General features: G+C 68.7%; 10 protein-coding genes. 4 read left to right on the top strand and 6 right to left on the bottom strand.

Going from position 1 to position 11,603, the window contains the following annotated elements; genetic code table 11:
- Positions 1 to 19: 19 nt before the first annotated feature.
- From ACIHCL_RS18005 to ACIHCL_RS18015, 3 genes are all read right to left on the bottom strand, one after another.
- Positions 20 to 529, bottom strand: a complete 510-nt coding sequence (locus ACIHCL_RS18005) for a VOC family protein (protein WP_399862758.1) — start codon at positions 527 to 529, stop codon at positions 20 to 22.
- Between the two features lie 358 nt (positions 530 to 887).
- The gene (locus ACIHCL_RS18010) at positions 888 to 2,366 is read right to left on the bottom strand and encodes a M81 family metallopeptidase (RefSeq protein ID WP_399862760.1); all 1,479 of its coding nucleotides are present in this window, start codon (positions 2,364 to 2,366) and stop codon (positions 888 to 890) included.
- Between the two features lie 28 nt (positions 2,367 to 2,394).
- Complete coding sequence (locus ACIHCL_RS18015) at positions 2,395 to 3,702, bottom strand: MFS transporter (protein WP_399862762.1); 1,308 nt, start codon at positions 3,700 to 3,702, stop codon at positions 2,395 to 2,397.
- 115 nt (positions 3,703 to 3,817) lie between these two features.
- Here ACIHCL_RS18015 and ACIHCL_RS18020 point away from each other — a divergent pair, with 115 nt between their 5' ends.
- Positions 3,818 to 4,852 carry an Lrp/AsnC family transcriptional regulator gene (locus ACIHCL_RS18020; protein ID WP_399862764.1) on the top strand — a complete coding sequence of 345 codons (1,035 nt, stop codon included), beginning with the start codon at positions 3,818 to 3,820 and terminating at the stop codon, positions 4,850 to 4,852.
- Between the two features lie 111 nt (positions 4,853 to 4,963).
- Here ACIHCL_RS18020 and ACIHCL_RS18025 read toward each other — a convergent pair whose 3' ends face one another.
- Positions 4,964 to 6,562 carry a PucR family transcriptional regulator gene (locus ACIHCL_RS18025; RefSeq protein ID WP_399862766.1) on the bottom strand — a complete coding sequence of 533 codons (1,599 nt, stop codon included), beginning with the start codon at positions 6,560 to 6,562 and terminating at the stop codon, positions 4,964 to 4,966.
- A gap of 7 nt (positions 6,563 to 6,569) precedes the next feature.
- On the opposite strand from ACIHCL_RS18025, the gene ACIHCL_RS18030 reads away from it, so the two are divergent.
- Positions 6,570 to 7,841: an NAD(P)/FAD-dependent oxidoreductase gene (locus tag ACIHCL_RS18030; protein WP_399862768.1), complete on the top strand. Its 1,272-nt coding sequence runs from the start codon at positions 6,570 to 6,572 to the stop codon at positions 7,839 to 7,841.
- Between the two features lie 398 nt (positions 7,842 to 8,239).
- Complete coding sequence (locus ACIHCL_RS18035; protein ID WP_399862770.1) at positions 8,240 to 9,511, top strand: APC family permease; 1,272 nt, start codon at positions 8,240 to 8,242, stop codon at positions 9,509 to 9,511.
- A gap of 374 nt (positions 9,512 to 9,885) precedes the next feature.
- Here ACIHCL_RS18035 and cpt read toward each other — a convergent pair whose 3' ends face one another.
- Positions 9,886 to 10,419 carry a chloramphenicol phosphotransferase CPT gene (gene cpt / locus ACIHCL_RS18040; protein WP_399862772.1) on the bottom strand — a complete coding sequence of 178 codons (534 nt, stop codon included), beginning with the start codon at positions 10,417 to 10,419 and terminating at the stop codon, positions 9,886 to 9,888.
- A 339-nt stretch (positions 10,420 to 10,758) separates the two neighbouring features.
- Here cpt and ACIHCL_RS18045 point away from each other — a divergent pair, with 339 nt between their 5' ends.
- A complete protein-coding gene (locus ACIHCL_RS18045; protein ID WP_399862774.1) occupies positions 10,759 to 11,103 on the top strand; it encodes a hypothetical protein in 345 nt (114 codons plus the stop codon).
- A gap of 146 nt (positions 11,104 to 11,249) precedes the next feature.
- Here ACIHCL_RS18045 and ACIHCL_RS18050 read toward each other — a convergent pair whose 3' ends face one another.
- A complete protein-coding gene (locus ACIHCL_RS18050) occupies positions 11,250 to 11,447 on the bottom strand; it encodes a VOC family protein (protein ID WP_399862776.1) in 198 nt (65 codons plus the stop codon).
- Between the last annotated feature and the right edge of the window lie 156 nt (positions 11,448 to 11,603).

Below are 11,603 nucleotides of genomic sequence, written 5' to 3' on the forward strand. Positions count from 1 at the left end.
GCGCTGCGGTCGCTGAAACCTATCCGGCTGCGTGCTGCCGGTCGAAGGCCTTGCCGCCCGGGTACGAGACGAGTTCGAACTGCATGCCCCAGGGAGCGAGGAAGTAGACCCAGCGCTGCCCCTCACTGGGTCCGCTGCTGGTCGTCGGCTCACCGAGGACGCGCACGCCCCGGCTCCGGAGGTGGGCGACGGCGGCGTCGAGATCGTCGACGTACAGGGCGACATGGTGGCCGCCGATGTCGCTGTTCCTCGGCAGCGTCGTGTCCTGTTCGGGCGCGGCGTACTCGAAGACCTCGAAGACGGCCTGCCCGCCGCAGCGGAAGAAGTGCAGCTGCCGCATGATCGCGCGGGGATGGACGCCGAGGTGGTCCGCCATCCAGTTCCCGTCGTCATCGCGGAACGGGCCGAGCGAGTACATGTACTCGCAGCCGATCACATCGACCAGGAACGACCTGGCCTCGTCGAGGTCGGGCACCGTGAACCCGATGTGGTCGACACCGGCCAGGCCGGGCAGTCCGCCGCCGCTCATCGCACTCCTCCTCAGGCAGACATGGAACATGTGGTACACGCGGGACTCATGGGTCGCGTCGGCCACGAAACGTGTGGAACATCCAGCTCATACGGAACACCCGCAATACATGAAATACGCAGAAATCTCCACAGCGCTGGATCCCAAAACCATAGGCACGCCCATGGAATCCCGTCCAGTGTCGCCCCGAACCCAGATTTTGGATCCATTCCTGCGCCGCTACGACCGGACTACGAACGACCGAGGGGGTGCGAGCGACCACCGCTCACACCCCCTCAGGGCCGACTCCCCCACCATCCCCGCGTGCGCGAGCCGACCGTTCCAAGGCAGTGAGCGCCGAGGCGGCGAACGTGGAACGTCATGGTGCCGTCGGGCCGAGCGGGCTCGTCCGCAGGCCCGGTCGCAGGTGTCGCCACGGCAGGTCGGCCGGGTTCGCGGGAATCGGCCCCGGTGCCCCGGCAACGAGCACCGCTTCGGCGTTGGGCTCGAAGTCGGCGCGGAAGTGGACGGAGCTCTTGACCACGATGATGCGTTCCCGCTCCGGCTGGATGCCGAGCATCTGAAGCTGGCTCCGGTCGATGATCTGCACCTTCCGGCTGGTCACCCCTACCCGCACGTCGTCGATGCGCAAGCAGGCGCTCGGGCCGGTGTCGATCTCGGTGCCGTGCATCATCGGGCCTTCGAAGCGGCACCGGCCGTCGGAGAGATGCTCGACCACGAACGTCCCCTCGAATGGCTCGGCTCCGGGGATGCCGGGGTGGCCGCCGAGCGTGATGCCGAGGGTTCTGCCCCGTCCGGCGGCATGTGCTGCCGCCGCTGCCGCGGGATCCCAGACGGCGGCCAGGACGGCGGACACGCGGGCGTCGACCAGTGTGCGGAGCATGCCGGTCGTACGGGCGTCACCGCCGGCGCCAGGGTTGTCCTGGGTATCGGCGATCACCACCGGACGGGTGGCGTCCTTGGCCATTCGGCTCGCTTCGGAGACCGCTGTGGCAGGCGGCAGCAGGCTGACCTGCCAATCGGCCTCCCGTCGCACGATGTCCTCGTACAACGCTCCGAGCGAGCTCTGCAACGCGTCGGCGTTGTTTCCGTACCCCCACACGACCGGACCGCATTCGGGGAAATCTGTGGCGGGAAAACCTGCCGCGAAGGACAGGCAGGTGCCGTCCCCACCCAGCCGCCCGAGGCCGTGGTAGACGTCGCGAGCGGGTCCCATTACGGTGCATCCGCTGTTGACCGGGATGAGGAAGGGAATCCGCCTCCACTGGAGGTGAAGCCGTTCGCCGGAGCACAACCGCACCAGCAGCGCGGCGGCCCGGCTGCCCGTCTCGGCCATATCGACGTGCGGGTACGTCCGGAGCCCCACCGCGGCGTCCACCGTGGACAGCATGCGCTCGGTGACGTTGGCGTGCAGGTCCAGGCTCACCACGATCGGCACGTCGCTCCCCACGATCGCGCGCAGCCGGGTGAGCAGTTCGCCGTCGCCGTCATCGTGGTGTTCGGCCGCCATCGCGCCGTGCAGGTCGAGGTAGATCGCGTCCGGTCGGACGGCCTGGGCCGCGTCGAGGATCTCGCCGGTGATGCGCTCGTAGGCGTCGCGGGTGACTCGTCCGGACGGGCAGGCCGCCGCCCAGATCACGGGCACGATGTCCCAGTCGTATGCCCTCATCGCGGTGAGAAAGCCGCCCATCGCGATGTTGACCTGCTCCAGTTCGTGGAGCGCCTCGCCCCGGCGCAGCGCGGGAAATCCCTCACCGTTGACGAAGCTGTCGTAGGTGGCCGGTGTCGTGGAGAAGGTGTTGGTCTCGTGCTGGAACCCGGCGACCAGGATGCGCATGGTCGGTCCTTTCGTTCGGTGGATTTCGTCAGGGGTTCCGGGCGGGAAGCCGGTTCGCGGCGATGCCGATGCCTGCGGCCAGCAGCATCCCGACCAGGACGAGCAGACCTGCGAGGCTGGAGCCGGTGGCCTCCTTGAGGTAGCCGAGCAGCGTCGGGCTGATGAACCCGCCGAGCAGGCCGATGCTGTTGATCAGTGCGATGCCTCCCGCGGCGGCGGTCCCGGACAGGTATGCCGACGGCATCGACCAGAACACCGCGTAGGAACCCCAGCTGCACGCGGTCGAGACGGCGATCGCGGTCAGCGCGACCGCGAGGTGTTCCGTGGTGAAAGCGGCGACGGTCATGGCCACCGCAGCGATGACCGCCGGGATCCCGCTGTGCAGCCGACGCTCCCCCAGCCGGTCCGAACGCCTGCTCAACACGATCATCACGATGATCGAGACGGCGTATGGCAACGCGGAGTACAGGCCGATCGCCATCGTGCTCTCGACACCGCTGTCGGAGAGGATCGTCGGCAGCCAGAAGATCATCGCGTACATCCCGCCGATCAGGAAGAAGTAGCTCAACGAGAGGCCGTATACGCGCGGGTCCCGCAGCACTTGGCGGAACTGCTGCTTCCCGTGCGGGTTGTGTCCGGCGGCGATGTCCCGTGCCACCACTGCCTTCTCCTCGGCGCCGAGCCAGGGAGCCTGGGCGGGAGAGTCCGCGAGGACGCGCCAGACGACCAGCGCGAGCAGTACCGTGGGCAGCCCTTCGAGGATGAACATCCAGTGCCAGCCGGCCAGGCCCCACGCACCGTCCATCCCGGTCATGATCCAGGCGGAGACCGGCCCGCCAACCATGGAGCTGATCGGTCCGGCGAGCATGAACAGCGCGGTGGGCGCGGCCAGTCGCGAGGGCGGGTACCAGAAGCTGAGGTAGAGGATGACGCCCGGCGCGAAACCGGCCTCGAACACGCCGAGCACGAAGCGCAGAATCAGAAAGCTGGTCGTGTCGTGGACGAAAACCATCGCGGTGGAGGTCAGCCCCCACAGGAGCATGATCCGCACGATGGTCTTGCGGGTGCCGATCCTGGCCAGGATCAGGTTGCTGGGCACCTCGAAGAGGACGTAGCCGAGGAAGAAGATGCCGGCGCCGAGACCGTAGACGGCCTCGCTGATCCCGATGTCCTCGGACATCTGGAGCTTCGCGAAGCCGATGTTGACCCGGTCCAGGGCAGCGAACACATAGCAGATCAGCAGCAGTGGCAGCAGTCGTCCGCTGATCTTGCGGTACAGCACGTCCTGGCGGAGATCCCGCGCGTCACCGCGATCGACGCTGGTGGTGTGGTCCATCGTGCACTTCCGTCCTGGTGCCTCACCTGAGGGGTTCTGTGACGCAACAGCCTGGGCTCGATGCTGTGTCCGGCCCGGAAAACGATGGATACTGACCCCGCGGTGGATCCGAATGATGAGAACTGACAGTGAGACCGAAGTGCTTGACGAGATCGAGCTCGCCCTCGTGGATGCTCTCCAGATCAGCCCGCGGGCGAGCTGGACGAAACTCGGCGATGTGCTGGGGCTCTCACCGATCACCCTGGCCCGTCGATGGCAGCGGCTCGTGGACGGCGGCGCCGCGTGGGTGACCATCGCGATCAGTGATGCGCGCAGTCGCGGTGCGATGGTCGAGTTCACCTGCGCGCCCGGCACGGAGATGGCGGTCGCGACGCAACTGGCGCGAATGCCCTACGTCAGCACGGTCGGTATCACCAGCGGCGACTACCACGTGTTCGCCAACATCGTCGCGCCGACGTTGGCGGGCACGACGAATGTGCTGTTGAACGGCTTGCCGCTGTCGCCGCACGTGCTCCGGATGCGCAGCCATGTGTTCGGCAGCCTCTTCGGTGGGATGGTGTGGCGCCTCGGTGTGATGAACAGTTCCCAGACCGAGCAGATCCGCGAGGCCATCGGTCCGCCGCCGCAGGAGATCCGTCCGTTCGGCCCGCTCGACCGGGCGTTGTTCCTCGCGCTCGGCCGCGATGGACGGCGCACCTACACCGACCTCGCCGAGGAACTCGACACCACGCCGAAGGCGGTGCAGCGCCGACTGGACCGGCTGCACCGAAACGGTGACATCGCCTTCCGCTGCGACGTCGCCCGGGAGCTCGCCGGATGGCACACGATGGCGCTGCTGTGGCTGACCGTCCCGGACACCGATCTGCGGGCTGTGGGACATCGCGTGGCGAGCTGGCCGGAAACCCGCATGTGTGCGGCCGTGGCCAGCCCGACCAACCTCGCTCTGATCGTCAACCTGCGCTCCTTCGAGCATCTGGAGGACGTGCTGATCCGGATCGCCACGAAGTTCCCCGGCGTCTCCGTCACCGAACGGAGGCTGGTGCTGCGTCAGGTGAAGATCTATGGCCGCCTGGTGGATGAGAGCGGCCGGTCCACCGGGGTGATCCCACCCGATCCATGGGCCGCGGTCCCCGGGTCGAGTGCCGAGTGAGTCCGGTGGAGACCGTTGCGCGCAGGCGCGCGGCACGGGCCTGGCCGGTCACCGGTCACCACTCACCACTCACCACTCACCACTCACCACTCACCACTCACCACTCACCACTCACGGTATACGGCCGATCCGTGCAGATTCTCCGGATCCCCCTGGAAGCGCTGCGCGAAGCAGCAGAAGGGCTGCGGTCCGCTGATCGGGGTCCGCCAGATCGATGTCTGCGAGTAGGTCTTTCACCTTGCGCATGCGGAGTCTGACGGTGTTGGGATGGATATGGAGGAGCCGGGCGACGCGGTTCACGTCCCCCCATGACTCCAGCCACGCTCGGGCGGTCACCGCGAGCTGTGTCCCCTGGGCGTCGTCCTGGGCCAGCAGGTCATTGATCGCGTCGTGATCCGTGGCGGCCAGGGCCGAGGTGGCACGCCGGTACACCACGGCCGCCCAGAGCTGTTCATGGCTGCTGGCTCGCTGACCGCTCCGATTCGCGGCAGCAAGCACCTCGGCGGCCTCTATCCGGCGTGCCGGCAACACGCTCAGGTCGGTGGTGGCGCGGCTGGCCGCCACGGTTCCAGGGCCTCCCTGCGCGGCGAGCGCGCGCAGCCACTCCCAACCGCCCGGCCCCGCGTGATCCCCGGTGATCGCGAAAGCGACGCCATCCACATCGGCCAGGATGGGGTCCGCCCACGAGTGCCGGCGAAAGTAGGTGCGCCACACCGCCAGGTCGTCGTACGCACTGGCGTTGCACAGTCGTTCGAGGCCGACCACGCGGACCGCCCTGGTGGGCAGCACGAAGTCCCCGCCGTCCGGATGCCGCTCAGTGCTGCGCAGGGCATGGCGAACGCGATCCACCGAGTAGCGGCTGGCCAGCTCTTCCCAGGACCGGAGCTGAACCACGTGGAGTGCGACGGCCGCACTGGAGCGGGCGAGCCGAGTCGCCAGCGCGGGCGTGAGCTCGCCCTGCCAGATCGCCCAGATCGAGCCCACCGTCTCACCGCCGACGCGTATGGGGATCACGAGGCGCTGCAGGAAGTCGGGATCGGCTGCGGATACGACGAACGGCCGGCTGCTGCTTGCGAGGCGCCGCAACACCCCGGTGCCGCGCAACCGTCTCACCACGTCCGGCGGCACCGCCCGGCCCAGGATGGTCGATGTACGAGTCAGGTCGGCGCGACCGGTGGACGCCGAATAGGCAAGCACCCTGTGCTGTGCGTCCTCGATCGTCACAGGTCCGTCCACCATGTGGCCAATGGCATCCGCAAGGGCGAACAACTCCTGCTGCGCCGTCACGCCGTCGCCGGGTGCCCCGACGTCCCGGTGGAGGCTTCCCCTGACGAACCAGGTGAAGTGGCTCCATTCCATTCGGCGGTCGAGACTCGCCACCGTCAGCTCCTGATGGCAGGCGAGTTCGAGAGCCCGAGGCTCGACCGGTCCCCTCAGTACCAGTGCCGCACACCCCCGAGCGGCTGACGCCTCGACGGCTGCCAGGTGGGACGAGGCGTCGGTCGCGGTCACCCCGACGACCAGCGAACCGGGTGCCGGCTCGGCCCCGTCGCCGAGGATGTGCACGTCGGTGACGTCCACAGGTCTCCCGGCGTTCAGCACTTCGGCCACGCCCTGACCGAGTGACAGCAACAGATCCAAGCCACTTGGCATGTTCACCAGTGTATGTATGCGACAGATCAACTGCCGCATGCTGTCCTGACCGGACATCAGCGCGGTGAAGGCGCTGCCCCACGATGAGGGCATGGCTCACACATACTCCAAGCTTCCTGAACGCGTTGCTGTCATCGGTGCCGGAATGGTGGGGCTTGCCACCGCTTGGCACCTGCAGGAGCGCGATGTCGAAGTGACCGTATTCGAACGGGGCGATGTCGCGGCCGGGGCGAGCTGGGGTAACGCCGGATGGCTGACTCCGAGCATCGCAACGCCGCTTCCGGAACCCGCGGTACTCAAGTACGGCATGCGCGCGCTGCTCAGCCCGAGCTCTCCCGTCTACGTGCCGCCGAGCGCAAACCCCAGGCTGCTGCGCTTCCTTGCGCAGTTCGCTCGCAACAGCACAGCCGCGCGGTGGCGTCGAGCGATGAGAGCGCTGATCCCCCTCAACAATCAGGCACTGGCGGCCTTCGAGGAGATGGAGCTGGCGGGGCTCGCCGAAAACACCGTGGCGGCCGACCCGTTCGTCGCCGCCTACCGCACCGCCGAGGAGCGCCAAGGCCTCCTTGAGGAGATCAAGCACATCCGCGCGGCCGGGCAGGCTGTCGACTTCGAGCTCCTCACCGGAGCCGAGGCACGCGCTCAGGAGCCGGCCCTGTCCCATGAGGTCGGCGCGGCGATCAAAATCCTTGGCGAGCGCTATCTCAATCCGTCGGCCTACGTCGATGCGATCGCCGCCTCCGTGCGGGAACGGGGCGGACTCGTTCGCACCGACTCGCCGGTGTCGCACGTCGCTGACGGAGCCGAGGGCGTCCTCCTCGACGGGAAGCCCTTCGATGCGGTGGTGCTGGCCACGGGCGCGCACCTCAACACGCTCGCCGGCCGGTTCGGCATCAAGCGAATCGTCCAGGCGGGGCGCGGCTACAGTTTCACGGTCGGGAGGGACGAGCTTCCCCGAGGACCGGTGTACTTCCCCGCGCAGCGCGTGGCGTGCACACCGGCCGGTGATCGTCTGCGGATCGCGGGCATGATGGAGTTCCGCGATGCCGGAGCCCCACTGGACCCACGGCGTATCCGGGCTCTCGGCGATGCGGCGGGGCGCCTTCTGCGGGGCGCGCACCTGGACAGCCGCGAGGACGAGTGGGTCGGCGCTCGTCCCTGTACCTCGGACGGCCTCCCCTTGATCGGCAGAACTTCGAGTCCACGCGTCTTCGTCGCCGGTGGCCACGGCATGTGGGGCATCACTCTGGGCCCTGTTACGGGGAAACTCCTCGCGGAGCAGATCGCGACCGGCCGGACTCCCGCCGCCCTGCATGCGGTCGACCCGCTCCGCTGAGAGGAGGTCGTCGTGTCCGCGGATGCCTGCCTTTCGTGGTCCCGCCCTCCACCGCACAGCATGCCCGGCGCCCTCTCTGACGTATGACGGCAGGCGGCCTGTTTGGTCGACGAGGTGGAGAAGGCGTTCGGTTGCGGTGTGCGAAGGGCTGACCCGTGTCCGCTGTCGGCTGCTCAGCTGTCGGCTGCCGGCCGCCCTGTCGCCATCTGTCTGCTGTTTGCTGTCTGCTGCCGGTTGCTCTGCTGTCGGCTGTCAGCTGTCGGCACAGCCGGTAGGGAACCGTTCGCAAGCAGTCGATCGACGGCACACGCGGCCGTGAGTACCCGCCCGAAGCTCCTCTATCGTCTGCCGATATCGAAATCCGTGATCCGCGCGGCCGACCGCCGAGGAGTGAGCCCATGAGCAAGCCGTCGACCGGCGGTGTCCCGGACGAGTTGCAGCGGCGGCTCGGTGTGACCGACGCCGTGGTGATCGGGCTGGGGTCGATGATCGGTGCGGGGATCTTCGCCGCCCTCGCCCCGGCGGCGCGGGCGGCCGGCTCCGGACTGCTGCTCGGCCTGGCCCTGGCCGCCGTGGTCGCCTACTGCAACGCGACCTCCTCCGCCAGGCTGGCCGCCCGCTACCCGGCCTCCGGCGGCACATATGTCTACGGTCGCGAGCGCCTCGGTGACTTCTGGGGATACCTGGCGGGGTGGGGCTTCGTGGTCGGCAAGACCGCCTCCTGCGCGGCGATGGCGCTCACGGTCGGCTCATACGCATGGCCCGGGCAGGAGCACGCGGTCGCGGTGGCCGCCGTGGTGGCACTGACGGCCGTGAACTACGCGGGGGTGCGGAAGTCCGCGCTCCTGACCCGCGCGATCGTCGCGGTGGTCCTGTCGGTGCTCGCCGCCGTGGTGGTCGCCGCCCTCACCTCCGGAACGGCGGACGCCGCCCGGCTGGATCTCGGCTCCGACGCCACCGTCGGCGGAGTGCTCCAGGCGGCGGGCCTGCTGTTCTTCGCGTTCGCCGGCTACGCCCGCATCGCCACCCTCGGCGAGGAGGTCCGCGACCCCGCCCGCACCATCCCCCGGGCGATCCCGATCGCGCTCGGCATCACCCTGATCGTCTACGCCGTCGTCGCCGTCTCCGTCCTGACGGTGCTCGGCCCGGCGGGGCTGGCCGGAGCCGCGGCTCCGTTGTCGGACGCCGCCCGGGCCGCGGGCGCCGACTGGCTCGTCCCCGTCGTACGCGCCGGCGCAGCCGTCGCCGCGCTCGGCTCGCTGCTCGCTCTGATCCTCGGGGTCTCCCGTACGACACTGGCCATGGCCCGGGACCATCACCTGCCCCACGTCCTGGCCGCCGTCCACCCCCGTTTCAAGGTGCCCCACCGCGCCGAACTCCTCGTCGGCGCCGTGGTGGCGGTGGTCGCCGCGACCGCGGACGTGCGCGGGGCGATCGGGTTCTCCTCCTTCGGCGTGCTCGTCTACTACGCCATCGCCAACGCCTCCGCCTGGACCCTCACCCCCGACGAGGGCCGCCCCCGTCTGCTGGTCCCCGCCGTCGGCCTGGTCGGCTGTCTGGCCCTGGCCTTCGCCCTGCCGCCGGTCTCGGTCGCCTCTGGCACCGCGGTACTCGTGGCCGGTGCCCTCGTCTACGGTGCACGCCGCTCACTGACGGCACGCAGGCCGTAGCGGGTCGCAGGCCGTAGCGGGTCGCAGGCCGTAGCCGATCGTAGATCGAAGCGGGCCGTAGGCCGTGGGCACTCGTACGACCGCGGTGATACGCGACGGGCGCGCACCCATGCGGAAGGGGTGCAAGCCGACGGCATGATGCGCCCGGTGCACGAAGGGCTCGGTGCAATCGAAGGGCTCAAAAGACCCGGCGGATCTGCCGCAACCGGCGGATCAGCCGGGCTCGACGGACTCAGGACCTCCCGCCGCACCGTCCCGACGCGGGCTCGGCCGCCCGACAGGGACGCTTGACAGGAGCGCTGGCGATCAACGACGACGGCCGCGTCGTGTGCGAGCACCTGCTTGCCGTCGAGGGTGAGCCCCCGCGACCGTGATCAGGCGCATCGGGAGACAATGGTCCGCGCGCACGCCAGGGACTCGGTGTGCGTGGTGTCCACCTCCAAGTCGTAGACCACGTCTTGGTGGACGGCCTCCGCCTGTGACGCAGCCATGCCGGGTATCCGGTCTCCGCGAGCGACCTCGCGGCCTGCGGCGACCGCGCTCTCGCACCTGACGCCGACCCACAACACGTCCAACCCGTCGAGAGCCTTCCGCCACCGCTGCTGGGACTCCGCCCCGCCGAGGAAGACGTCGTCGACAACGATCCGGGCACCCGCACGAGCCATCGCGGCGACCCCTTCCATCCACGCCGCTTCCAGCACCCGGAACTCCGGTCCAGTGCTCACGCCGTCGTCGACGGAGAAGTCGATTCCGGACGCCGATGCCTGCATGGCCGCGGGCATCGTCTCGATCAAGGTGTCGACCCCGACGGCGAGCCACGGATCCGGCAGAACCGACTGCAGACAGCGGGCGATCCCGGATTTGCCCGAACTGGATCCGCCGTTCAACACGATCACCTGAGTCGTCACCACATCACAGTAGAGGTGATCCCCCACAAAGCTGAATCCGTTTTCCGCATGCCGGCCCCGGGTTCCCCGAGTCCAGCGGGGCCGCCCCGCCCTGCGGGCCGGAGCCGATGGCGCGAGCCGGTTCCGCTGCCGCGTACCGTATTCGGTCATGTTGCCGGATCACTCACTTATGTTGCCAGGTCTCGGAATACTGCAGGGTGTCTTTCCTGCCTGTTCCGGCAGGCGAGCGAGTCCGGCCGGACGGTCATCCTGGTATGCGAAGGCCCGCCGGTGACAGGGTTTTCCGACTGCGGTGTTCGGAGTTGCTCATCTATTGGAGAGCGGAGGTTCTGAACCGTGATGGGATTGTTCGAGGCGGCCATGGATGTGTTCATGATGGCCATGGGTCTGGGGTGCGTGTGGCTGGGTTGTTCGGCCACACACCAGCGCCATCAGTACCCGGAGCTGGCTCGGGGGCCCCTCTGGGCCACCCGCACGTGGGGCCTCGGGTTCGTACTGCTGGGGGCGTCCCTCGCCATCGAGTCGGTGGGCCGGTTCACCGGTGAGGTGTGGAGTTGGCCGTCGGTCGTGATGCGATGGGTCGCGGGGCCGTTGGTGATCGGCTCGATCCTGGCCTCGATGCTGTTCCGGGGGTGGAAGAACCGAAGCGACCGGGCGGTGGGAGCGGTGGAGTCGGTGGACTGAGGGGCACCAGGCGTGAACCGGCGTACTTCCTGACACGGAGTGGGGCTTCTCCCCCCTCGGCCTGCCGTACCCGGCATGCCTCGCCCACCCCCACCTGCCTCGCCCACCCCCGCACGCCTCGCTCCCCTCACCTGCTCGCGCGACGGTCAGTCCACCGGGGAGACACGGATGAGGTTGCCGTCGGGGTCGGAGACGACGAAAGTACGCCCGAAGACCTCGTCGTGCGGCTCCTCGACGACGGTCACGCCCTTGGTGAGCCACCCCTCGTAGACCGCGTCGACCTCAGCACCGCCGCCCGGCACCATGAGCCCGACCTCTGACGTACGTGGGGTCGCAGGCGTCACTTCTTCACCGTGCCCGCTCCACAGCGCGAACAGCACCCCTGGAGCGACCTCGAACGGCACATACTGACTTCGGCTCGTTAGGGTGATCTCTTTCGAAGTCCCTGATCGACCTGGGGCGTTGGCTGTATTCCGTGGTGTGTGAGATATGCGGATGGG

It is taken from the genome of Streptomyces sp. NPDC052042 (genome assembly GCF_044548345.1).
Lineage (GTDB): Bacteria > Actinomycetota > Actinomycetes > Streptomycetales > Streptomycetaceae > Streptomyces.